General features: G+C 61.9%; 22 protein-coding genes. 12 read left to right on the top strand and 10 right to left on the bottom strand.

The annotated features are described in order from the left end of the window. The first annotated feature begins 15 nt into the window (after nucleotides 1–15). Entirely contained in the window at nucleotides 16–1638 is a 1623-nt protein-coding gene (locus RG2_RS25190) for an ABC transporter substrate-binding protein (RefSeq protein WP_033235349.1), read from the top strand. A 99-nt stretch (nucleotides 1639–1737) separates the two neighbouring features. On the opposite strand, the gene RG2_RS25185 is transcribed toward RG2_RS25190, so the two are convergent. Then, nucleotides 1738–2058 (bottom strand): UBP-type zinc finger domain-containing protein, encoded by a 321-nt coding sequence (locus RG2_RS25185; protein WP_033235431.1) that lies wholly within the window; start codon nucleotides 2056–2058, stop codon nucleotides 1738–1740. A 46-nt stretch (nucleotides 2059–2104) separates the two neighbouring features. On the opposite strand from RG2_RS25185, the gene RG2_RS25180 reads away from it, so the two are divergent. The 6 genes from RG2_RS25180 (at nucleotide 2105) to RG2_RS25155 (ending at nucleotide 9729) form a co-directional block, all read left to right on the top strand. After that, on the top strand, nucleotides 2105–3682 hold the full coding sequence (locus tag RG2_RS25180; RefSeq protein WP_033235350.1) for a Na+/H+ antiporter: 1578 nt from the start codon (nucleotides 2105–2107) through the stop codon (nucleotides 3680–3682). Nucleotides 3683–3874: 192 nt separating this feature from the next. Then, a complete protein-coding gene (locus RG2_RS25175) occupies nucleotides 3875–5491 on the top strand; it encodes an ABC transporter substrate-binding protein (RefSeq protein WP_033235351.1) in 1617 nt (538 codons plus the stop codon). A 111-nt stretch (nucleotides 5492–5602) separates the two neighbouring features. Continuing rightward, nucleotides 5603–6559 carry an ABC transporter permease gene (locus tag RG2_RS25170; RefSeq protein ID WP_033235352.1) on the top strand — a complete coding sequence of 319 codons (957 nt, stop codon included), beginning with the start codon at nucleotides 5603–5605 and terminating at the stop codon, nucleotides 6557–6559. Further along, a complete protein-coding gene (locus tag RG2_RS25165; protein WP_230590249.1) occupies nucleotides 6552–7646 on the top strand; it encodes an ABC transporter permease in 1095 nt (364 codons plus the stop codon). The genes RG2_RS25170 and RG2_RS25165 overlap by 8 nt, the downstream gene beginning before the upstream one ends. Continuing rightward, nucleotides 7643–8740, top strand: a complete 1098-nt coding sequence (locus tag RG2_RS25160; protein WP_033235354.1) for an ABC transporter ATP-binding protein — start codon at nucleotides 7643–7645, stop codon at nucleotides 8738–8740. Before RG2_RS25165 ends, RG2_RS25160 begins: the two co-directional genes overlap by 4 nt. Further along, nucleotides 8740–9729, top strand: a complete 990-nt coding sequence (locus tag RG2_RS25155; RefSeq protein WP_033235355.1) for an ABC transporter ATP-binding protein — start codon at nucleotides 8740–8742, stop codon at nucleotides 9727–9729. The genes RG2_RS25160 and RG2_RS25155 overlap by 1 nt, the downstream gene beginning before the upstream one ends. 6 nt (nucleotides 9730–9735) lie before the next feature. Here the strand turns inward: RG2_RS25155 and RG2_RS25150 are convergent, their stop codons facing one another. Together RG2_RS25150 and RG2_RS25145 are read right to left on the bottom strand one after the other, a co-directional pair. Further along, complete coding sequence (locus RG2_RS25150) at nucleotides 9736–10335, bottom strand: histidine phosphatase family protein (RefSeq protein ID WP_033235356.1); 600 nt, start codon at nucleotides 10333–10335, stop codon at nucleotides 9736–9738. Further along, the gene (locus RG2_RS25145; RefSeq protein ID WP_165826336.1) at nucleotides 10301–12055 is read right to left on the bottom strand and encodes a glycoside hydrolase family 13 protein; all 1755 of its coding nucleotides are present in this window, start codon (nucleotides 12053–12055) and stop codon (nucleotides 10301–10303) included. The genes RG2_RS25150 and RG2_RS25145 overlap by 35 nt, the downstream gene beginning before the upstream one ends. A gap of 199 nt (nucleotides 12056–12254) precedes the next feature. On the opposite strand from RG2_RS25145, the gene RG2_RS25140 reads away from it, so the two are divergent. After that, a complete protein-coding gene (locus RG2_RS25140; protein WP_230590235.1) occupies nucleotides 12255–13526 on the top strand; it encodes an HNH endonuclease signature motif containing protein in 1272 nt (423 codons plus the stop codon). Here RG2_RS25140 and RG2_RS25135 read toward each other — a convergent pair. From RG2_RS25135 to lysX, 3 genes are read right to left on the bottom strand one after another with little or no spacing between them, the layout of a single operon-like run. After that, a complete protein-coding gene (locus tag RG2_RS25135; RefSeq protein ID WP_230590237.1) occupies nucleotides 13501–14406 on the bottom strand; it encodes a PaaI family thioesterase in 906 nt (301 codons plus the stop codon). The two genes, RG2_RS25140 and RG2_RS25135, sit on opposite strands and share 26 nt — an antisense overlap. A 19-nt stretch (nucleotides 14407–14425) precedes the next feature. Further along, nucleotides 14426–15298, bottom strand: a complete 873-nt coding sequence (locus RG2_RS25130; RefSeq protein ID WP_080711775.1) for an alpha/beta fold hydrolase — start codon at nucleotides 15296–15298, stop codon at nucleotides 14426–14428. An 11-nt stretch (nucleotides 15299–15309) separates the two neighbouring features. Beyond that, nucleotides 15310–18666, bottom strand: a complete 3357-nt coding sequence (gene lysX / locus RG2_RS25125; protein ID WP_033235358.1) for a bifunctional lysylphosphatidylglycerol synthetase/lysine--tRNA ligase LysX — start codon at nucleotides 18664–18666, stop codon at nucleotides 15310–15312. Between the two features lie 87 nt (nucleotides 18667–18753). Between lysX and RG2_RS25120 the strand changes: the two genes are divergently transcribed. Continuing rightward, nucleotides 18754–18981, top strand: coding sequence for an RNA-binding S4 domain-containing protein (locus tag RG2_RS25120; protein WP_033235435.1), 228 nt, complete (start codon nucleotides 18754–18756; stop codon nucleotides 18979–18981). A gap of 15 nt (nucleotides 18982–18996) precedes the next feature. On the opposite strand, the gene rraA is transcribed toward RG2_RS25120, so the two are convergent. After that, nucleotides 18997–19473: a ribonuclease E activity regulator RraA gene (gene rraA / locus RG2_RS25115; RefSeq protein ID WP_033235436.1), complete on the bottom strand. Its 477-nt coding sequence runs from the start codon at nucleotides 19471–19473 to the stop codon at nucleotides 18997–18999. A 133-nt stretch (nucleotides 19474–19606) separates the two neighbouring features. Between rraA and RG2_RS25110 the strand changes: the two genes are divergently transcribed. Next, nucleotides 19607–19903, top strand: coding sequence for a putative quinol monooxygenase (locus tag RG2_RS25110; RefSeq protein WP_033235359.1), 297 nt, complete (start codon nucleotides 19607–19609; stop codon nucleotides 19901–19903). Between the two features lie 68 nt (nucleotides 19904–19971). On the opposite strand, the gene RG2_RS25105 is transcribed toward RG2_RS25110, so the two are convergent. Then, the gene (locus RG2_RS25105; protein WP_033235360.1) at nucleotides 19972–20868 is read right to left on the bottom strand and encodes an oxygenase MpaB family protein; all 897 of its coding nucleotides are present in this window, start codon (nucleotides 20866–20868) and stop codon (nucleotides 19972–19974) included. A gap of 153 nt (nucleotides 20869–21021) precedes the next feature. Between RG2_RS25105 and RG2_RS25100 the strand changes: the two genes are divergently transcribed. Continuing rightward, a complete protein-coding gene (locus tag RG2_RS25100) occupies nucleotides 21022–21480 on the top strand; it encodes a hypothetical protein (protein WP_033235361.1) in 459 nt (152 codons plus the stop codon). Nucleotides 21481–21605: 125 nt separating this feature from the next. On the opposite strand, the gene RG2_RS32460 is transcribed toward RG2_RS25100, so the two are convergent. Then, nucleotides 21606–21791 (bottom strand): hypothetical protein, encoded by a 186-nt coding sequence (locus RG2_RS32460; RefSeq protein ID WP_033235362.1) that lies wholly within the window; start codon nucleotides 21789–21791, stop codon nucleotides 21606–21608. Between RG2_RS32460 and RG2_RS32755 the strand changes: the two genes are divergently transcribed. Beyond that, nucleotides 21735–21998, top strand: coding sequence for a helix-turn-helix domain-containing protein (locus tag RG2_RS32755; protein WP_353805919.1), 264 nt, complete (start codon nucleotides 21735–21737; stop codon nucleotides 21996–21998). The genes RG2_RS32460 and RG2_RS32755 overlap by 57 nt on opposite strands. Here the strand turns inward: RG2_RS32755 and RG2_RS25090 are convergent. Beyond that, nucleotides 21944–23398, bottom strand: coding sequence for a histidine-type phosphatase (locus tag RG2_RS25090; RefSeq protein WP_033235363.1), 1455 nt, complete (start codon nucleotides 23396–23398; stop codon nucleotides 21944–21946). The genes RG2_RS32755 and RG2_RS25090 overlap by 55 nt on opposite strands. Nucleotides 23399–23450 lie beyond the last annotated feature (52 nt).

Raw genomic sequence — 23450 nt, 5'->3', positions numbered from 1 at the left:
TCTGGAGGTTCGTAAATGAGTCGCAGTTCTAGGCGCGGCAGTCGAAAGGTCGCAGCAGTCGCACTGGCTGTTTCCGCCGGTTTGTTCTTGGCTTCGTGTGCCGACAGTGGAGCGGACGGCGGCAGCGGCGACGCACCCGAGTCCGGCTCAGCTCTGACGATCGGTCCCGTCAACGCATCGACGAACGAGGGCGATCCGGTCAAGGGGGGAACGCTGACATTCAGTGGATACTCCGCGGTGACAAGTCTCGATCCCTCGAAGACACAGATTGCCGGCTCGGTGGCCGGCTCGGAGCTCGGGGCGATCTACGACACCCTGCTTCGTTACGATCCCACGTCGCAGAAGTTCGTTCCGAAGCTCGCCAACTCGATGTCGCCGAGTTCGGATTTCAAGACCTGGACGCTCAAGCTGCGCGATGGTGTGAAGTTCAGTGACGGCACGCAGGTCGACTCTGCGGCAGTGTCGTCGAGCCTGGCTCGATACGTCACCAACAAGGGACCGCAGTCCAGCCTGTACGCGTCGAAGGTCGCGTCGGTCGACACGCCGGACGCGTCGACGGTTGTCTTCAATCTCGTCGACCCGTGGACGGGTATCGAGTCGCTGCTCGCCACCGGCCCCGGAATGATCGTTGCGCCCAGCGCGCAGCAGGGTGATCAGTTCACGCCGATCGGCGCGGGTGCGTTCACACTCGAGAAGTTCGCTCCCAACGAGGAGCTGATTCTCGACGCTCGTGAGGATTACTTCGCGGGTGCCCCGAACGTGGACAAGTTGCGCATGATCAGCATCGTCGGTTCGCAGGCCACGAGCGAGTCGCTCAAGAGTGGCGGCGCAGATGCCGCGTACATGCGATCACTGCCGAACGTGCTCGACCTCATCGACTCCGGCTACCCGGGCTACGTCGACATCCCGTCGCTGTCGTACCTGTCACTGCTCAACACGGCTCCGGGTCGCCCGGGCGCCGACGTGCGCGTGCGTCAGGCACTGGCTCTGGCAACGGATCCCGTTGCACTCGACAACCGACTCAACGAAGGTAAGGGCCTACCGGGGCAGGTCATCTTCCAGGACAGCTCGCGCTGGCACAACGACGAGGCTCCGATCGGTGTCGACCCGGCCAAGGCCAAGCAGCTTCTCGACGAGGCCAAGGCTGACGGTTACGACGGCAAGATCACGTACCTGACAATGCAGGAGAATTCGGCTCAGGCGATGGCTCTCGCGCTGCAGTCGATGGCAAATGCCGTTGGTTTCGACTTCCAGATCGAGTACGTCAACTCGGTTGCCGACGTCGTCAAGCGTTTGTACGTCGACCGCGACTTCGACATGTCGACCGGCTCCGCCAACCTTCCGGAAGCCGATCCGTTCGAGCGTCTGTACTCGAACCTCAAGACCGGTGGACGTAACAACGCAACAAGCTTCTCCGACGCTCAGATGGACACGCTGCTCGACGAGTTGGGTGTCGCGACGTCCGATGACGCGAAGAAAGAGGTCCTGGCCAAGATCCAGGCACGCGCCACTGAGGTTGTGCCGTGGCAGATCCTCGGCAACACGCCGTGGCTTGGCGTGTGGGCCAAGAACGTTCACGGTGTCCAGCAGAGCATCGACGGAATCATGTTCTTCGACGAGGCGTGGAAGACCAACTGACGGAACGTGAATAACTGAGTACGGCAAAGCTGAAGCCGGAGATGCGCACTGCATCTCCGGCTTCGGTGTATTTCGGGGTGTCCAGGTATTTCGCGGTATCTAGTCCATCAGATCGTGGACATAGCACCAGCGCCAGGACTCGCCAGGTTCGTGGGACCGCATCACGGGGTGTCCGGTCTCGCGATAGTGATTGGTGGCGTGTTGGTGCGGGCTGGAGTCGCAACATCCGACGTGGCCGCAGGTGAGGCAGATTCGCAAGTGTGACCAGTTGTCCTCGCCCAGCTTGGCGCATTCTTGACAGACGCCGGGAGTTAAAGCGGCCGGGTCGGTTTCGGGCGTTTCAGCCAATTCTTCGCAACCGCTTGCCACCGGTTCGGGTGCCGGTGTGCGGGCGGCGACGCGCTTCAGGATTTTTTTCATCACCATCCATAGTGCACGGTGGCCGCCGATCCTGCATGCTGCCAGAGTGAACGGCATATTACTGGGGGTTGTAGTAGCGGCTTTGCTGGTCGCAGCGGTTGCGCGTCGATTCGGTTTGTCGTCGCCGTTGATACTGGTGGTCTTCGGGTTGATCGCGTGTCAGGTACCCGGCGTACCGGATCTCGAGCTCGATCCGGATCTTGTTCTGTTCGTGGTGTTACCACCGTTGCTGTACTCGGCGGCGTTGGACAGTTCATATCTGGCATTGCGATCGAATCTGCGTCCCATCGGGTTGCTCGCGGTGGGTCTGCCCCTCGCGACGACCGCAGCGGTCGGCTTGGTCGCGTATCTGATCGTGCCGGAGTTCTCGATTGCCGCGGCGTTGGTTCTCGGTGCGATTGTGGCGCCGCCGGATGCGGTGTCGGCGAGCGCAATCGGACGCAGGCTCGGACTGCCGCGTCGGATCATGACACTCCTGGGCGGTGAGAGCCTGCTCAACGACGCCACCGCCCTGACGGCCTACAAGGTTGCCTTGGCGGCGGCCGTTGGCACGGGTGCCACATTGGCGAGCGGGTTCGAGACGTTTGTGATCGCCGCTGTCGGCGGAACGGCGATCGGGCTTGCGGTGGGGTTCGTGATCTCCAAAGTGCGTGGCAAACTTCGCGATCCGGTGATGGAGAGTGCAATCGGCTTGGTGGTGCCGTTCTTCACCTACCTGGCTGCGGAAGAGATCCATGCGTCGGGCGTCATTGCCGTAGTGGTGGCCGGCCTTTTCCTGGGTCAGCGTTCCACTCGGGCCAGTTATGCGACACGCCTGCAGGATACGGCCGTGTGGAAGGCCGTCGACCTCATCCTCGAGTCGTTTGTGTTCCTGTTGATCGGACTTCAATTACCCAGTGTCGTGAGTGGATTGCAGGGGTACAGCACCTCGATTGTGGTGTGGGCGTCCATTGCGGTGCTCGCGACCGTTGTGGTTGTGCGGATTGCGTGGGTTTTTCCGGCCACGTACCTGCCGCGGTGGTTGTCGCCGCGGATCCGCGCGCGGGAACCGGACGTGTCGGTGCGGTCGGTATTTGTCGTGTCGTGGGCAGGAATGCGCGGAGTCGTGTCGCTGGCAGCGGCATTTGCCATTCCCTTGACAGTGAACAGTGGTGAGGAGTTCCCCGGGCGTTCGCTGATCTTGTTCCTGACATTTGTCGTCGTGGTCGGAACATTGCTCCTGCACGGTCTTTCGTTGCCGTGGGTTATCCGCACGCTCGGTGTTCAGGGGGAGGAAGCGCAGGCGGCGGCGCAGGACAAGGCGGCGCGGGCAGCAGCAGCGCGGCTGGACGAGTTGGTTGCCGAGCAGGACGGAGGTGTGCCCGCGGTGCGGGATCGAGCGGCGGACATCCTGCGGACCTGGAATACGCACCGAGCCAATTCGGCGTGGGAGCGATTGGGGCGTAGCGACGACGATCTGGGGGAGAGCCCGTCGGCGGCATTCCGGGCTCTGCGTCTCGAGATGATCGACGCCGAGCGGACTGTGTTCATTGCCGAACGCGATGGCGGCCGCATCGATGACGAGGTCCTACGGAAGGTACTACGTGAGCTGGATCTGGAGGAAGCGACCTTGGATCGGGACTAGATCGGGACTAGACCGATAGGTCTCTTTGGTTTGGCGGAATGCGCAGGCCAGGGCGATTTAGATAACCGTTGAGGACCGCAACTTAACCAATTCCACTGAGCGGGACTCGTTCGAACCATTCTGTGCGTCGCATCACACACTGTTTCTTGTTCAACAAGAAGTCACAGTTTTTCCTGCCTTGGAGGCATCAGAATGAGTCGTAGTTCCCGCCGCGGGCATCGCAGATTAGCTGCGGTCACGCTGGCGATCACCGCAAGTATGTTCCTGGCGTCGTGCGCCGACAACGGGTCGAGCGGCGGCGGTGAATCTGTCGAGTCGGGTTCCGCGCTCAAGATCGGATTGGTCAACGAACAGGCTGATCCCGGCACCCCGACCACGGGTGGCACGCTGACGTTCAGCGGTTATTCCGCAGTGACATCGCTCGATCCGGCGAAGATCCAGGTTGCCGGCGCAACAGGTGGCAGTGAGCTCAGCGCGATCTACGACGTGCTGATGCGCTACGACCCCATCGAGAAGACGTTCGTTCCGCAGTTGGCGCAGTCCCTCGAGCCGAGCTCGGACAGCAAGACGTGGACGCTGAAGCTTCGTGACGGCGTCAAGTTCAGTGACGGAACATCTCTCGATTCCAAGGCAGTTGTCGACAGCATCAACCGCTACGTCAACAACAAGGCAGCGCAGTCGAGCCTGTGGGCAGCCAAGGTTGCCTCGATGGACACCCCGGACGCGTCGACGGTCGTCTTCAACCTCGTCGACCCGTGGACGGGTATCGAATCGATGCTCTCTACTGGTCCCGGCATGATCGTCGCTCCGGCTGCGCAGCAGGGTGATCAGTTCACGCCGATCGGCGCCGGCGCATTCACACTCGAGCGTTTTGCTCCCAACGAGGAGCTGTTGCTCGCTGCCCGTCCCGATTACTTCGGCGGCGCACCGAAGGTCGACAAGCTCAAGCTCATCAGCATCGTCGGAGCTCAGCCCACTGCCGAGGCTCTCAAGACCGGTGGCATCGACGCGGCGTACATGCGTACGCTCACCCCGATCCTCGATCTGATCGAGAACGGCAACCCTGGCTTCATCGACATCCCGTCGCTCGGCTACATCGCGAACGTCAACATGGCCGAGGGTCGCCCCGGTTCGGATCTCCGTGTGCGCCAGGCAATGGCACTGGCGATCGACCCCGAAACCCTCAACACCCGCGTCAACAACGGCAAGGGCCTTCCCGGACAGGTGATCTTCCAGGACACCTCCCGCTGGCACAACGACGTCGCTCCGACCGGTGTCGATGCGGCCAAGGCCAAGGAACTGCTCGATCAGGCCAAGGCAGACGGCTTCGACGGCAAGGTCACCTTCCTCTCCATCCAGGAGCCGTCCGCACAGTCGACCGCTCTCGGCGTGCAGGCAATGCTCAACGCAGTCGGTTTCGACACGCAGATCGAGTACGTCACCGGCGCAGGCGATCTGGTCAAGCGGATGTACGTCGACCGTGACTACGACATGAGCACCGCAGCCGGTTCACTGTCCGAGGCAGACCCGTTCGAGCGTCTGTACACGGGCATCAAGTCCGGTGGCCGTAACAACGTCACCAACTACGCCGACGCCGAGATGGACGTCCTTCTCGATCAGCTCGGTGTTGCCACCAACGACGAGGACAAGAAGGCTGTTCTCGCAAAGATTCAGGAACGCGCCACCGAGACGGTGCCGTGGATCGTCTGGGGCAACGTCCCGACGCTGGACGTGTGGAACACGAACGTTCACGGCCTGAAGCAGAGCATCGACGGAATCATGCTGTTCGACAGCGTTTGGAAGTCCTGACTCGACCTACACGTGTCCGGCCCTCGCGGGGCCGGACACGTTAACCGAGACGAATGAGATACGAGGAATTGCTGTGAATTGCGAGTTGGCTGCCCGAAGGAGACGAAATCTATGAACATCGGCGCAATCGGTAAGAAGTTGGGCCAGCTCGTCATTGTGCTCCTCATCGTCAGTTTCGGAACCTTCGTGCTGGCGTCGTTGATCCCCGGTGACCCGGCGGTCGCGGTATTGGGTGAGGGTCGTACCCCCGCCGAATACGAGGAAATGCGCCAGCAGCTCGGACTCAACGATCCACTCCTGGTTCGTTATTGGGACTGGCTGACGAGCGCCCTTACCGGTGATCTCGGTACCTCGCTGGTCCCGCCGCAGCAGGAAGTTCTCTCCGCAATCGGCTCGGCTCTCCCGGTCAGCGTTCAGCTTGCAGTGATGGGTCTTGTCATCGCTCTTGTTGTCGCCGTTCCGCTCGCACTGTGGTCGGCACATCACGAGGGTGGCGTCATCGACCGCGTCATCAGCGCCGCAACGTTCGGTGTTCTCTCGATTCCGAGCTTCCTGGCCGGTTTGCTGCTCATCATGGTGACGGTGAACTGGTTGGGTTGGTTCCCGCGCTCGCAGTGGGTGCGAATCGGTGACAGCATCTCCGGAAACCTTTCGCACGCAATACTTCCCGCAATCACCATCAGTCTTCTCGAGATGGCGATGTTCACCCGCGTTCTGCGCAGCGACCTTGTGACCACCTTGCGTGAGGATTACATCCTCGCTTCGAAGGCCAAGGGCATGCCCACGCTGCGAGTCCTGTTCAGTGACGCACTGCGGCCGTCGTCGTTCTCGCTCATCACCATGATGGGTCTGGCACTCGGCGGCATGATCGGCAGCACCGTCATCGTCGAGACACTGTTCTCGCTGCCCGGCATGGGCACACTCATCGTTCGGGCTGCACAACAAGGCGATTCGCCGATGCTGTTGGGTGCGGTGGTCGTGATTGCCGTCATCTACGTGGTCGTCAACAGTGCGATCGACGTTCTGTACACCTATCTTGACCCGAGGAGTCGTCGTGTCCATGTCTGAAGTGACGCCCGACGGAGCGGCCCCCGCGCCGGCCCCGTCCGAGGTGATGACATATCGGCAGCAGACCGTCCTGCTTGCGCCCGGTCCGATAGAAACGCTGGAGAAGCCGAAGAATCTGGTCCTGATCGGCACGATCCTGACCGTCGTCGGTATCGCTCTGCTCGGCACCGCCCTCTTCGGGTCCGGCATCATGATGATCGTTCGTATCGTCATCGGCCTGGCCTCGCTCGTGTTCCTGTTCAAGGGACTGGGGAAGATCGGTATCGCCAGGTGGGGAAGCCAATTCGACCTGTCGTACTGGCTGGCCTGCATCTGGCTCGTAGCGCTGGTTGTTGCGGCCATCGTCGCGCCGCTCCTGCCGCTCGGTGAATACAAGGACACGGTCAAGACTTTGGCCGAGCCCGGCTTTGCACCTCCGAGCCTGCTCTCGGAGCATCCGCTCGGTACCAACAACTTCGGTCTCGATCTCCTGGCCCGCGCGCTGTACGGAGCGCGTGCCTCGCTCACCGTCGCAATCTGCGCGGTGCTCATCGGCATCGTCATCGGCGGCACGATCGGCGTCATGGCCGGGTACTTCCGCGGCAAGATCGACGCGGTAGTCGGGATCCTCACCAACTCGCTGCTCGCAATTCCGTCCCTGGTTCTGCTGATCGCGCTGGCTGCTGTCCTCACGTCGAACCTGCGCAACATCACGCTCGCACTGTCGATTCTCTGCATTCCCAGCATGGTTCGAATAGCAAGAGCGAATACGATAGTGGTCGCCCAACGTGAGTTCGTGCTCGCTGCCCGGGCAATGGGTGCCACCAAATGGAGAGTCATCTGGCGAGAACTGGTACCCAACGTTCTGGTTCCCGTTGCAGCACTCGGCCTCGTCGCCGTGTCCGGCCTGATCGTCGCCGAAGCATCGCTCAGCTTCCTCGGGCTCGGTATCGCTCAGCCGGATCCGACGTGGGGCAACATGATTGCAGAAGGCCAGGGCGGCATCGTGGAGAAGCACCCGTTCATCGTTTTGGTGCCCGGCGTCTTCCTCTTCCTGACGGTGTTCTCGTTCAACCTCATCGGTGAGAAGTATCGGAGCAAGCTGTGACCACTTCAGTGACAAATGGCGTACCGCTGCTGCAAGCGGACAACATCCGAACCGTATTTGCGACACCCCGAGGCAAACTGCGGGCCGTCGACGGTGTGTCCATCCACGTATCCGAGGGTGAGACTCTTGGCATCGTCGGTGAGTCGGGTTCCGGCAAGTCGGTTCTCGGCCGCACCATCATGGGTCTGCTGGAGAAGGGTCCGGCACTCGACATCACCGGAACGGTCACGTTTGCGGGCCGCGACATGTCGACGATGAAAAAGTCGGAGATGAAGCACTTCTGGGGCCCGGAGATCGCCATGGTCTTCCAGGATCCGATGACGTCGCTTAACCCGTTCAAGCGAATCGGCACGCACATCACCGAATCCTTGAAGTTCCATCTCGGACTCAAGAAGGACGCGGCCCGTGACCGCGCCGCTGAACTCCTGTCGATGGTGGGAATTCCGGAGCCCAAGCGTCGCCTCGACCAGTACCCCCACGAGCTGTCCGGTGGTATGCGCCAGCGAGTTGTCATCGCAATGGCTTTGGCCTGCGAGCCGAAGCTGCTGATCGCCGACGAGCCGACCACGGCTCTCGACGTGACGGTGCAGAAGCAGATCCTGGATCTGCTCGCCTCGCTCAACGACAAGCTCAACATGGCCGTGATTCTCATCAGTCACGACCTGGGCGTGGTGTCGGGACGTTCCGATCGCGTCGCCGTCATGTACGCCGGTTCCGTCGTGGAAACATCGGCGACGGAAGAGCTTTTCTCGCGTCCACGGCATCCGTACACCGAAGCGCTGATGGCCGCGATTCCGCGACTCGAATCGCCGACGCACACCGTGCTGCAAACCATTCCGGGTGGACTGCCGGACATGACAAAGCCGATGACCGGTTGCCGCTTTGCAGCACGCTGCAAGTACGCGCAGGACGACTGCCTGACCGGCGACCCGGCACTCGCGCTCGGCGGACCGGGCGACAACACGTCCGACGGCCACTCGTTTGCGTGCCATTTCCCCGTCGACACCCCTGAGGGCACAGCGGCATTGGTAGCCAACGAGAAGGCCGGCAAGACCGCAGCGGGCCTCTCGCTCGCAGTGAAGGAGATGGTCTGATGACTGCAGCAACCGATACCAAGAAGCCGGTAAAGCTCGACGACGCATTGACGGTCGAAGATCTGGTTGTCGAGTTCAATGTCGGCAAGGGACAGACAGTTCACGCCGTCTCGGGAATCAGCTTCACCGTCGCTGCGGGTGAAACCCTCGGCGTGGTGGGCGAATCCGGTTGCGGTAAATCGACCGCCGGGCGAGCCATCATGCAGTTGCCCTCGCCGACATCGGGGTCCATCCGGCTCGGTGACGTGGAGATGACGGAGCTGGGCTCGGAAGAGTTGCGTCGCAGCCGTACTCAGCTGCAGATGATCTTCCAGGATCCGATTTCCTCGCTCAACCCGCGCCGCAAGGTCAAGGCGCTCGTGACCGAAGGACCGTCGATCTGGGGTGGTGAGGACAAGGCCGCAATCGAGGCCCGCGCCCGCGCCGTCCTCGCCGAGGTCGGCCTCGACCCCGACGTGGTCTGGGATCGCACCCCTCGCGAGTTGTCGGGCGGTCAGTGCCAACGTGTCTGCATCGCACGAGCTTTGATGCTCGATCCCAAGGTGCTGATCTGCGACGAACCCGTCTCCAGTCTCGACGTCTCGGTGCAGGCACAGATCCTCAACCTGCTCGAGGATGCCAAGCGGCGGCACGGGCTGTCACTGCTCTTCATCGCGCACAACATGGCCGTTGTGAAGAACATCAGCGACCGCGTGATGATCATGTACTTGGGCCGCGTATGCGAAATCGTTCCCGCAGAAGACATGCAGAACCGTGCGCTGCATCCGTACACGCAGTTGCTGCTGTCTTCGATCCCCGATCCCGACGCAACGGTGACCGCGGCGCAGAACGTCGACCAGAAGGTCGTCGAACTTCCGTCGCCGCTGAACCCGCCGAGCGGCTGCCGGTTCCGCACCCGGTGCCCTCTCGCCACGGATCGCTGCGCCGAGGAAGTTCCGGAGCTACGACTCGTCGACGGCGGACACCAGGTGGCGTGCCACAACGTGTGAGTTGAGCTAGACGCGCAACATGTTTCGGACGTGACCTGTTTCGTTGACCGACGCAACCCGTCGATTACCGTTGCGGGACACGAGAATACGAGTGACGGAAACGTACTCGATCGGGAACGTCAGCGGACGCTCCAGGCCGAGTAACTCCTGCAGAACGATATTGACGACGCCGCCGTGGCAGAACACCGCCACGGTGGCGTCGTTGTCCGTTGACGCCACGATGTCGTCGATCGCTCCGAGGACACGAGTGCGGAATGCGTCGGCGTCGATCGATTCGGGTAGCCAACCGGCTTTGATGCGCTCGTAGGTCTGTGGTGCTCGCTCCAAGACCTGGTGCATCGGAATGTAGTGGGATTGCTCGGCGTCGTACTCGGCCAGACCCGCAAGCTCGGTGACCGGGAGTCCGAGAACTTTCGATACGGGAGCCGCGGTTTCCAGAGCGCGCTTTTGTGGGCTGCTGAACAGCCCCGTGATCCGGTACGGGGCCAACGCCGCAGGCAGTCGGTGTGCCTGGGCGTGGCCCTCGTCTGTCAGCGCGGGATCAGCACGACCCTCGGTGACCTCTGCCAGTTCAGGGAGCGCGTGTCGGATCAGGAGTAGTTGCACACGGGACACCTTGCCAGACGGCCGTGTCGGCGGGGATCGTGCCGTTGCCGGGTAGTGGACCACTGGCAAGCAGAACGTCACCGTCGGGAAGCGCAATTGGCTCGGAAGACGTGTTGACGACGCAGCGCAGCGCACTGCCGCGCCGGAAGTCCAGCACCCGATCGTTGTCGTCGCTCATCCAGGTCAGCGTCGCGGTAGTCAGCGGCTCGGTGGCCAGCGCCGACAGGCTGCGGCGTAGGGACAGCGCGCTGCGGTAGAGCTCGAGAGTGGAGTCGGCATTGCCCGTCTGGAACTCGACGGTGCGCTCACCCCAACCCTGCGGCTGTGGCAGCCAGGGCGCCTGGTTGGCGTTAGGGGGGCTGAAGCCGTACGGGGCGGTGTCGCCCGACCACGGCAGCGGAACACGGCAGCCGTCGCGGCCACGCTCGCGGTGCCCGGTCCGTTCCCAGATCGGATCCTGCAACTGATCGTCCGGGATGTCCTCCACCTCGGCCAGGCCGAGTTCTTCGCCCTGATAGATGTAAACCCCGCCTGGGAGTGCAAGCATCAGCATCGCCGCGGCGCGCGCCCGGCGCTCGCCGAGTTCGAAGTCGCCGGGGATGTCGCGGATCTGGCTGAGGAACCAGGTGCGCGAATCTGTCTGCGGCCTCGCATATTTGGAAAGATGACGGACGCCGTCATGGTTGGACAGTACCCAGGTGGGAGATGCATTCACCGCAGCATGCGACGTGATCGTTGTGTCGATGACGCTGCGCAGCGTCGCTCCGTTCCACGGCGCGAGCAGGAAGTTGAAGTTGAAGGCGCTGTGGAGTTCGTCCGGGCGCAGGTAACGGGTGAGGCGTGCGGGGTTGCCCACCCAGGCTTCGGCGACAAATACGCGCGGCGGATCGTAACTGTCGGCCACCGCTCGCCAGGAACGGTAGATGTCGTGGACTTCGTCGCGGTCGAAGTGCGGATGCTCCACCGGTTCGGAACCGTCGGCCGGGACCGGCGTGGGGTATGTGAGCCCGTTCAGGTCGGGCAGATCCGCGTCCTTGCACAGTGACTGGGCGACATCGATGCGGAATCCGTCGACACCACGGTCGAACCAGAACCGCAACGTCGTCTCGAAGTCGCCGCGGATATCCGCGTTGCGCCAGTTCACATCCGGCTGTCCGGGTGTGAAGAGGTGCAGGTACCACTCACCTGGATTGCCGTCCGAATCCTTGACGCGCGTCCACGCGGGACCGCCGAAGGAGCTGACCCAGTCATTAGGTGCCTCGTCGCCTGCCGCACCTTTGCCCGGGCGGAAGTGGAACCGTCCGCGCTCGGCCGAACCGGGCTGCGCGAGCAGAGCTTCCTGGAACCACGGATGTGCCTCGGAGACGTGGTTGGGCACCAGGTCGAGGATGACGCGCATCCCGAGATCATGGGCTTCGGCGATCATGGCCTCGGCCTGTTCCATCGTGCCGAATGACGGTTCGATGCTGCGGTAGTCGGAGATGTCGTAGCCCGCATCCTCCATCGGCGACGGGTACCACGGGTTGACCCAAATGGCATCGACGCCCAACTCTGCCAGATAGCTCAAGCGATTTCGGATTCCGGCGATATCGCCGACGCCGTCACCATTGCCGTCGGCAAAGCTGCGGATGTACACCTGGTAGATCGCGGCGCTGCGCCACCATTCGTTGTCGCGGAAGGTGTTGTCGGGCAGGGTGAGATTCGGGGATTCGTGGGGCACCCTTCCGTTCTAACAGGTTGAGTGCGGCCAAATTTCGGCAGTCTTGTTGAGTGAGAAGCTCGAGGTTTCGAGGTCGAGACGTCCCCGCGGGGACGTTTTCGGCAAACCTGTCGGTACCCGCGTCTACTGTCGACGCACATTCGTAACGGTGGGGGACATCATGACGAAAACAGACAGCGGCGTGACCAGGGATAGAGGCGTGACCAGGGATGGTGCTGCGACAACAGATCGGGATACAGCCGACCGGCTCGGTACCGAAATCTGCGCACTTGCCGGACATATTGCCGCAGCTACCGCCAGATTCCTTGCTTTGGTGGCGCGGTTCGACGAGACTCGCGGCTGGACGGGGCCTGGCCTGCATTCGTGCGCCCATTGGCTGTCCTGGAAGTGTGGGCTCAGCCAGCATACCGGGCGCGAATATGTCCGGGTTGCAAAAGCTCTCACCACGCTGCCGAACATGCGTGCTGCGTTTGAAGAAGGTCGCTTGTCCTATTCCAAAGTCCGATCTTTGACTCGTGTCGCCACGCCGCTCAACGACAAACAGATGGTGCGCCTCGGCACGAGTGCTCCGTCCGGCCAGATCGACCGTCTTGTTGCCGGCTTACGTAAGGCAACGAGCGATGATCAGGGCAAGCCGAAGCTGGACCGGTTCGAAACCCGATGGCACTGGGATCCGGATACTGGCGACTTCGTTTTCCGGGGACGCCTCGCAGCGCAAGACGGTGCAAAGGTATTGGCGGCGTTGGCAAATGCGGAGCGGGATCGCACGCGCACCACTGAAGAAACTGGGGAACCTGAAGAACCACAAGAACCACAGGCTGCCAATACGGTGCGGCGCCCACTGCGCAACATCGGTCCGGCGCTGGTCGCAATGGCTGACATCGTCGCGGTAGCAACGGATGCGGGTATGCGTAGCCGCTCAGCCGAAGTGGTGTTTTTACGTGAGGAGAAGGTTGTACGCGTGTCCGGTGGGCCCGCGCTCGAGGACGCTGATGCCGACGAAGTGCTGTGTGACGCCAGAGTGCGGGCCGCAACGACCAAGCAGAAGTGCATGCTCAGCCTGGGTCGGCGTACCCGCATTACCAGTGCAAAGCAGATGACTGCGCTCATGTACCGCGACGGGTGTTGCCGCACACCAGGATGCGGACGCACGCGCTTCCTACACGCTCATCACGTTCGATTCTGGCGTGCTGGTGGGAAGACGGATCTCGACAACCTGATCATGTTGTGCGGCACGTGCCATCGAGCGTTGCACCGCGATGAGTTCATGATTACTGCGATTGGAGAGCAACAATTCGAGTTCCGGCTTCGTGGCGGTTCGGTGATGGAACCGGCGCCGCCGTCAGTGGGTTTCGCGGATCGGTTGCTCAGCGGTGAGATCGCTGACGATGCGATAGTGCCCGACTGGGGCGGCGACGCTCTCCGCCTGAATCACGCAGTCAGCGTCATTCTGGACGGTTGGGCTGCGTAAGACGGCTGGGCTTGTGGAGAGTCACCGTTGCCAATGCGAGCAGTCGATCGTCCGCACTGGCGTCGACTAACTGGATGCTCAGCACTGCGTGATCCGCGGCGTCGCGGATCACCGTGCCGTAGGACCGCGCTGGTCCGGTTCGGACTTGCGACAGGTAGTGCATCTGTATATCTGTTGCAACCAGCTCCGGCCGCATGGCCTGGGCGGCCGACTCCACGAGCAGCGCCTGCGCGCCGCCCATGATCGTGCCGATCTGATTGACCACAAACGGAGTGAGATCGAGTTCGAGCACGCCGGCCGAAGCATCGATGACCCGCATTCCCAATCGGGAGTAAATCGTTCCCTCGACCTCTTCGGTCGGATGCTCCCTGAGTGTGCCGATCCACTGGTCCGGGGTGTACGAATCCGCGTCCCCAGCGGCCGAACGAGGAATGCGGGCAAAGGTGACGAGTCCGCGAGCTGCGAGGGTGGGACCGCTGCCCGAGTCGATTGCGTCGGCCAGCTCACGGAGGTCGGTAAGGCCGTGGCCGTCGTAGACATCGGCGGAGACGATGATCGTCTTCTTGCCGATGCGCACGAGGTTACTGTCGACGACGATCGGTCCCTCGGTGAGCGGACCGGCCGAATGAAGTGAGAGATCTTGGGTTGCAGTCCAATCGGGCCGACAGGCCACCAATGCCGGGTCGGAGGTCACATAATCCGCCACGGTGACCAGGACTCCCAGGGAAGCCTGGCCCCCGTGTGACCGCAGTTTGTCGGTGAGATCGGCGCGCATCAGCGAGCGCTCCGGCGTCGGCTGGAACGAGGCCAGCCCGAAGTCGGAGGTGAAGGTTTTCATGCTTGCAAGCACCTGTGGCGACGAGCCGTTCGCGAGGACCATGAAAATGAGAATATCATTCTCATGTGACGGATCGGATCAGCTCCGCCAGTTTTTCGGGCTGATCGATCATCGCGTGATGGTGGGCGGGACGCAGGACGTGGAAGCGCCCGCCCAGGTATGTTGCGAGCCGCTGTTGTTTGGCCATCCAGGACACCGACCACGGGGTCGAGTGGCCGGTGTGAGCAGCTACGACGCTGATACCGATGTCCGGCAGTCGGTGGTCCTCGGACTCGCGTAACTTGTTGAGCTCCATCGCCATATCGGTGTAGGCGACGTATTCGATCATGGCGGCTTCGAGGTAGTGCGGTTCGCGGTAGATGTGCTCAACCCATTCGGCCATTGTGTGGGAGGGGCCTGTCGGGGGCACGGATTGGTTGAGAATCTTTCGGGTGGTGGTGCCTAGAAGTCGTTGCAGCCCAGCGGTACTGGCGGTTGCAGCGACCAGGTGTGAGGCCGTGAGCAGGAGGTTGCGCGGGACGAGCCGCTTCGGGTTTTTCTCGGCGCTCGAATCGAGGAGCAGGATGCCCGCTGCTCGCTCGGGAAACAGCCTCGCAAAACCCTCGGCATAGAAACCGGCTATCGAATGACCTACTGCCACAGCTGGTTCAGTGATTCCCACGGCATCGAGAACGTCGGCGATACGCTGCGCTTCGCCGCGAACGCTTGGGATTTGGGCCGAAGGCTCGCTGAGTCCGAAGCCGGGCCGATCGAACCGGACTACGGTGCGGTCGAGACTGAGGTTGCGCGCGCAGTCGTCCCAGTCGAACCAGTTGCCGGCCAGTCCGCCGCAGAGGACGACGGCAGGTCCGTCGCCCTCTACGAGCACATGCAGGCTGTCCCCGCCGACCGTCATCAACTCGCCCGGTGGTTTCACGTGGAACAGTCCCGGCATCAGTGCCTCGATTACTGGCGTGGTTTCGCGAGGGGGAACGCCAAGGTTTCGCGGATGCTGCCACCGGTGATCAGCATGACAACACGGTCGACGCCCATTCCGAGTCCACCCGTCGGCGGCATTGCGTGCTCGAGAGCTTGGAGGAATTCCTCATCCAACTCCATGGCCTCCGGGTCGCCGCCGGCCGCGAGCATCGACTGCTCGGTGAGGCGATTGCGCTGATCAACGGGGTCCGTCAGCTCGCTGTATGCCGTGCCGAGTTCCACTCCCCACGCCACCAGGTCCCACTTCTCGGCGACACCGGGAATACTGCGGTGCGGACGGGTGAGTGGCGACATCGAGGTGGGGAAATTGGTGTAGAACGTCGGGAACTCGGTGAAGTCCTCGACCAGGTGCTCGTACATTTCCTGTGCCACGGCGCCCGCGTCCCAGTTGGACTGATACGGGATTTCGTTGTCGTCGCACAGTTTTTGCAGCTTTTCTAGGCTTGTCTCGGGAGAGACATCGACGCCGAGTTTTTCTGCAACGGCGCCGTGCATCGTCTTGACGGGCCACTCGCCGGAGATGTCGACCTCGACCAGTTCGCCGTCGGGTCCTGGCCGCATGATGATCTCGCGCCCGAAAGCCGCCACAGCCGCAGCTTGGATGAGCTCGCGGCACATCCGCATCATGCCCTCGTAGTCGCTGTGCGCTTCGTACGCCTCGAGGATCGTGAATTCGGGGTTGTGTTTGAAGTCGACACCTTCGTTGCGGAACACGCGACCGATCTCGAACACCTTTTCCATGCCGGCGACGCACAACCGCTTCAGGTACAGCTCGGGCGCGATGCGCAGGTACAGATCGAGGTTGTACGCGTTGATGTGCGTCAGGAACGGTGCGGCGTTGGCGCCGCCGTGAACCTGCTGCAGGATCGGCGTCTCCACTTCGAGGAAACCACGGTTGCCGAGTGAATCACGCAGCGACTTGACGACGGCACTTCTGGCTTCGAGTAGGTCGCGGGCCTTCGGGTTGAGGGCGATGTCGAGGTACCGCTGACGAACGCGAGTTTCGGGATCCGACAGGCCCTTCCACTTGTCCGGCAACGGATGCAGGCACTTGCCGTTCATGCGCCATTCGAGAGCGATCAGCGACAGTTCACCCTTACGGCTGCGACCGATGGTCCCACTGACCTCGATCAGGTCGCCGAGATCGAATTCGGCAGCGAACTCCGTCAACTTCTCGCGCCCGACGTGATCCTGGTCCACCAATACCTGAATGTCGCCGGACCAGTCGCGCACGTCGGCGAATGCAACACCGCCGTAGTCGCGGACCCGCAGGATTCGTCCGGCAATGCGTACGCGGGTGCCTTCCGGTGACTGTGCTGCCGCGGCGATCGTGTGAGTCGGAGGGTAGGCGACGGGATATGCGCTGATGCCTTCGCCCTCGAGCGTCGCCAGTTTGTTCATTCGCACGCGAACCTGCTCGGGTCGCCGCGGCCCCGGTGCTGCCATCGCCGGTGCGGAGTCCGGCAGGCTGCCGTCGGCGTGAATGCCTTCGGCGGTGACCAGTGCAGCAGGCAGCGTTTCGTGAATTCCGGTGTGCTTGGTGGCCTTGCTCGATCTGCGACTGAAGGTGGGGAGAACAACAAAACCCTCGGCGATCGCCGACGCGAATCCGACGCGCGGGAGTTCGCGATTGTCCTCGAAGCACAAAAAGCGTGGTTCCCAGTCCGGCTGATACTTCACGTTGGAGCGGTACAGAGCCTCGAGTTGCCACCAACGGGAGAAGAAGACCAACACCGATCGCCAGATACGCAGGATCGGTCCGGCGCCGATGCGCGAGCCCTCCTCGAACACGGAGCGGAACACCGCAAAATTGAGTGAGACCCGAACGATGCCGAATTCGTCGGAGCGCGTGGCAAGCTCGGAGACCATCAACTCGACAACACCGTTGGGTGCCGTCGGCTTACGACGCATCAGGTCGAGGGAGACTCCGTTTGCCCCCCACGGGACGAGCGACAGCATGCCGACGACGGACTCGTCGTCGGTACCTTCGTCCATCACGGCTTCGACGAGGAGGCAGTCGCCGTCGAGTGGATCGCCCAGTCGGCCGAGTGCCATGGAGAAGCCACGTTCGGTTTCGGTGTCGCGCCAGTCGTCGGCGCGAACGATGGCGGCGGACATGTCGACCGGGGGCACGTCGCGGTGGCGTCGCATCCGGACGGTCACGCCGCCGCGTCGTACGCGAGTGACTGCCTGTCGAACGGGGCGCATGTCGCGTCCGTTGAGATTGAATTCGCGGGTACGCAGGATGGCCTCGTCGCCGAGCTGCAGGACGTTGAGTCCGGCCCGCTTGTAGGCGGTTGCACCGGTTTCGCTGGCACCCATGACGGCTGTTGCCCAGCCGTACTTCGAGGCCAGGTCCTGCCACGCTTCGATGGCGTGCGGCCAGGCTTCGGGGTCGCCGATCGGATCGCCGCTGGCCAGGCAGACGCCGATCTCGACGCGATAGGTGACCGCGGCTTTGCCGCTCGGAGCGAAGATCGCGGCTTTGTCGCGTCGGGTGGCGAAGTAGGCGAGGGAATCGTCGGCGCCAAAACCTTGGATGAGCCCGCGGATCGCCGACTCGTCGTTGCCGGTGAGTGCGTTGTTGGAGCGTTGGGCGCGGAAGAGCGTGATGACGGCAGCGAGGAGTGCGATAGCACCGAGGAGACCGAGGATCGTGTTCACGAAGGCATGCGGATGACCGTCGAAGACTTCGTTGTCGACCGCCGCTGCAGCGGTGACACGGTTGAGCGCCCACGCAAAACGCTGATCTTCCGGAAGTGTGCCTGGGAAGAGTTCGACCAGTCCCCAGCCCAACAGGGTGGCGATCGCCAAACCGCCGATCAGTACGCCGAGAGCTTTCCAGCCGGCTCCGCGTCGTACGCGGGTGTAGAACTCGGGACGGGCCGCGATCAGAATTCCGATGACGACCAGCAGTACGACAGCAGCTACGGCATTATTCGGATTTTTGTCGGTGAACGTGAACAAGATGTTGCTCAGAGCGATCACGGACAGGTAGACCGTCAACAGCCACCACGCGATGCGCTTGCGGCTGGCTAGTGCGGCAGCAAGAAGACCGACGACGAGCGCCCACGACAAGCTCGTATCCGGTGCGTCGAAGTAGTAGTTGTCGATGTATTCGCGTGGGACCCGAACGATATGACGCAGCGTCGGCGACAGGCTCCACAAGAAGACGAGGACGGAGAAGACTCCGAGGATCAAGCCCGAGATATGCGGGACCTGGCTCAGCCGTCCCGACTGGAAGCGGCGTGCCTTTCGCGGATTCTCCGGCGGAGTTTCAACCAACTCCGCGGTTGTATCCGTTATCTCGCTGATAGGTGCCATCGAGCGTCCTCCCATACCGGTCGATCAGTCTCACTGTTCAGTGTGGCCGTTCGTGTCCGGTTTTGTGCGAGGAGCAGAATGATTGCCATGAGCGCCAACATCCCCGCAGTACCGATCCGCGACGAAATGATCCGTCTCGGCCAGTTCCTCAAGCTCGCCAACCTCATCGAATCCGGCGCAGAAGCCAAGGAAGTCATCGCCGACGGCATGGTGTCGGTCAACGGTGAGGTGGAGGACCGTCGTGGTCGTCAGCTGCGCGACGGTGATGTAGTCGAGATCGGCGGGATGGCCGCCAAGGTGGAAGCTCCCGCCTGATCTCGAGCTCTACTTCTAGCTTTCGCGGACGACTACCCCGTCCTGGTCGCTGTAGACGATCTCACCGGGATTGAAGGTGACGCCGCCGATTTCGACGGGCACGTTCTTCTCGCCGGAACCGGTCTGTGTGCTCTTGCGCGGGTTGGTGCCGAGCGCTTTGACGCCGATGTCGAGGGTGCGCAGGATTGCGGAGTCACGGACGGCACCGTTGACGATCACTCCGGCCCAGCCGTTGTCGACTCCGCGGCCGGCGATGATGTCGCCGACCAGTGCGGTGTGGATACTCGCATCACCGTCGACGACGAGGACACCGCCGTTGCCCGGTTCGCTGAGGGTCTGCTTCACCAGCAGGTTGTCCTGGAAGCACTTGATGGTGGTGATGGGGCCGGCAAAAACCTCACGGCCACCGAACGCAGTGAACTGCGTGTCGCAGCTACGGATGTCTGGTCCAATTTCGTCGGCAAGGTCAGCAGTGGCTACAGGCTCGGTCATGCACGACAGAATAGTCGGCAGAGCGACAAAAGCTTCCTTCAACTTCACGCGATCACACCGTCAGCGGAATGTGCTTCCGATAACGTGGCCTTGAATTATTCGATTCACTGCAGTTGACGACTAGGAGTGTTCTGTGACGATTTTCGCGATTTTGGATGTGCGGTTGAAGAAGGAGAGCCTTGATACCGCGCGCGAGGTGTTCGGGCGAGTTTTGGCTGAAACCCGTGCTTTCGAGGGTTGCGAAGGCGTCGACGTGGTGATCGATGCCGAGGACGAAACGCACTGGTTGTGCGTCGAGAAGTGGGCGTCTGCCGAGGCTGATGCCGCTTACCGCGAATGGCGCGCGGGTCCGGGAGCTATCAAGGATTTGGGACCACTTCTTGCCGGTGCGCCCGGTCTGGGTAAGTACGAACTGGAATCCGCGATCTGATTTTTTCGGGGGCGTTTCCTTCGCGAACTGTGCCGAAGGAAGCGCCCCATTCTTGTCTTACCGCCACGTCACGCTTGGGCTTGTTCACTCGGCTTCACGTGCTTGACGGGGCACCCCGTGGGAAAGGTTCCCAGTTGGTCGACCTTGTAGCCGGCTGGGTAGCTGCGGATATTCGGAAGATCGCGGGCGAATTTCCGGGCGGTGCGCGGTGGGAAGAATCGCAGCAGGCGGCCGCGTGCTTTGAGTGCGCCCCTGGAGAGCGCACGAACCACCGCAGGTGGGCGCTTGTACCCGAACGCCTCGAGAAGGTGATCGTCCATGAGTGAGTAGGCGAATGCCTTGATCAGGGGCTTCGGCGCTAGGTTGTTGGGCGGGAACGTACACATGAGTTCCAGTGTGGAGTCGGCAACCGCCCTGGCACCCGGATCGAACGAAAAGTGTTCGCGCTCATACTCGTCCAAGAGCTTCGCGAATCCGTCGTAGGTCGTTGGCATGTCCTTGATGTTCATGTGACGGCCGAGTTCGCGGTAATAGAAGGTGGATCCGGCTATTTCGTTGGGCGTCAACGGGCGCCAACCGTACGATTCGAGCCAGCGCACCGGAGTGACGACAAAAGTAGCCAACACGTATCGCATGTCGTCGTTGGAGATGTCGTACGAGCCGTGCATCTGGTTCATCCGGCGAACACTCGATCGACCTTGGTCGCTGCCCAGGCCGTGTTCGAGGACGGCGTCGAGAATGAGGCTGGTGTCGTCGTACCGTTTCTGGACCCGGTCGGTGAATTCACCCGTGGAGAAGAGCAGTTTGCCGATCGACGGCACCGCATAGGTGCGGAACAGCGCAAAACTGAGGGCCTGGTTGATGTCCCAGGGAAACTCTTGAGCAGCAAGAATGCGAGACATCTCTTCGTAGTCGGTCTCGGGATCGAGCTGATCTGTGCGCGCGCGAAGGTCGTAGCGCTTCATGTGAACACTCCCATGGCTTCGGTGTGAGCTGTGCCACCGAGAGTAGTTCTGACAACGCATGTTGTCTAGTGGTGTCGAATTGCCACTGTTCGGTCGTTTCGGGTGTTGTACCAGGGGTATCCGATCAGGGAGTTGTCGACCCGAGGAGTTTCAATGAGTATCTCCCGTACTGCCCGAATCCTGGCAGCCGTAGGTTTGCCGATCGTTGCGTCACTCGCATACGTGGGCACCGCTTCGGCGGATCCACCCCATCCGTTCGGTGGTGCTGCAGTGACCATCGGTTGTCCCAATCAGGGGTCACTGGCGTCGATGACCGGTCTCACCGGGCAGTCCGGGCCTGAAGCGAATCCGCCGATTGCCAAGGGTGACATACGCTTCGAGTCCTTTCCGGCGGCAGCACCGATACCGGCCGCCGGGCAGGTCACGGTCGCGTGGGTCAACACCGACACCGGTAAGGCCGGAATCGTCGATCTGATGGGGACGTACCCCTATCTGTCGGCGACTGTGAATACCGGTGTCGGCAACGTTGTTGCGACCGCTTTCGGTTCCATCAACTGGGGCAGTAGCCCTATCTGCCAAAGCAATCCGACAATTGGACGGTTCATAGCCTGACTTGTGCCTGACTCTGTGTCCTGACGCCGCAGCAGTGGCGGTATCGCGTGATTATCTGTCATCTCGGAGATACCGCCACGACCTTGCTGTCCCATATTCTGAAACATGTTCGGTAAAAGTATATTTCAGGTGAGGGAGAAGGCTGCGGCGTGAACGGGTCGAGTGCACGTCAGTTGATGAGCCGGCTGCTCGTAGAGAAGCGCAATAGCCTTGCGCCCGAGAAGGTCGGTATTCGATGCGAGGGTGCTCGTCGCATGCACGGCCTCAGCAGACGTGAGGTCGCGCAGATCGCCGACATCAGTTTCAACCACTATCAAAGGCTGGAACAGGGTACGTCCGTGGGTGTTTCGTCTCGGGTCATGGTTCGTATCTGCGATGCATTGTTGATGGAAGACGACGAGAAAGCGCGCATGCTGGCGTTGCACCAAGCATGGGCGCGTCCGCGTCGTCCGGGGGCCCGGCCTCAAGCTATAGGGGAGATTTCCGGCAGGCAGCGCTCGAGTTCCGCCGGCGTGTAGAAGAAGCTTCCGCTTGCAACCGGCGTGCACGGCGCTGCAAACGCGGTTTCACGCTCGTTGTAGAGCATGCGAACCAGTTGCGCGTTGTCCGGTCCGGCAAAGACGTCCCACTGGATGTTGGCGCCCATCGGGCTGACCTGCTCGCCGCGCCACGGGTTGTTGTCGTACGTGTACAAGGTGCCCTCAGGCTGTGCGACCGTGCTGCCGGGCAGCTTCAGCAGTGCAGCAAAGGGGATGATCGTCTCGGCGTGCGCAAATCGAAAGTCGGCCCCGGGCAAAGAATCTGCACCTGAATGTTCTTTCAGCCCCGCCAGAAATTCGTCGCGGAGCACCGTCGCCATCCGGTAAGTAACGTCCTCACCGGCAAATCCCGGTCCCTTGGCGTAGAAGTCCTCTGCGTCGTTGGTGTACGCCAGCCACTGAGCGTCGTCCTGGTCGATGAAGCGACCGAAATTCCAGTCCCCTTCCTCCGACATGCCCGGGGTGATGATGTACGTGTTGTAAAGCATGTACGCGGCATCGACCTCGTTGTTGATCTCTTCCGAGCCCTTGCCCCGGTCGACGAGTGAGAACTCGCCGGCGACAAGACGATCCACAAAGCTCTTCGAGTACAGCTTCTCCATCATGTGACGTGACACGTCGCGAGTGCGAGGCAGGTTCTCGATCTGCTCGTCCACGGCTTCGAGGCGAGGATCGGAATCCTCGTATTCCTTGTAGTCCGCGTTCAGATCGGAATCGTGGAAGTAGAGGACGTCAGGATCAGAGGTGACAGCTCCGATATTTCCGGCGATCGCCGGAAATGCGGTGCTCACGCCCTGGGCGAAGTTGGCGGCACTGTCCACTGCGCGGTCCACACCCGAGGACGTCAGGGTGATCGAGCCGTCCTGCTTGGCAATTGCGTCGAACAGCTGCGGAAGGCGTTCCGTCACACGGGCACCCATCTCGCGATGCTCGGTAATGCCGAGGCCGCTCAGATTGCCGTAGCCCAACGTCTGGTTGGCCGCCATGAGTTCACGAAGTACGGGGCCGAACTCCTTGCCGACGGGAGTCAGAGCGTTCTCGGCTTCGGCGATCTCCCAGAGTTGCAGGCTCAGGTCGTCGTACTTCAGGCTCGAGAGCGCGCGGGAACCATGACGTGCAACGTTTTCCGTGTACACGGGCGTGAAACCGGCGGGCACGGCCTGGAGTCCGCCAATGGCCTGGCCGGGTGAATACGGAGTCTTGGACGTGAAGCCCCCGACGGCAGGTGTGCCCGGGGCCCCGAGAGAACCGGTGTCGAGAGAACCGGTGTCGAATGAACCGAATGGTGACGCGGCGGCAACGGCAGAAGTGCCGGTCGTGACAAGCATGAGTCCGACAGCGCCTGCGGCCGCCAGCAATCCGAAGCGGGGGCTTCGCATGGTGATGAGTCCTTTCTGCTCGCGCCGAAATGGCACGACGAACAGGAAGTTA

The organism is Rhodococcus globerulus NBRC 14531 (assembly GCF_001894805.1).
Taxonomy (GTDB): Bacteria; Actinomycetota; Actinomycetes; order Mycobacteriales; family Mycobacteriaceae; genus Rhodococcus_F; species Rhodococcus_F globerula.
The sequence above is the reverse complement of the archived record's forward strand: the minus strand, read 5'-3'. Positions and strand labels throughout refer to the sequence as shown.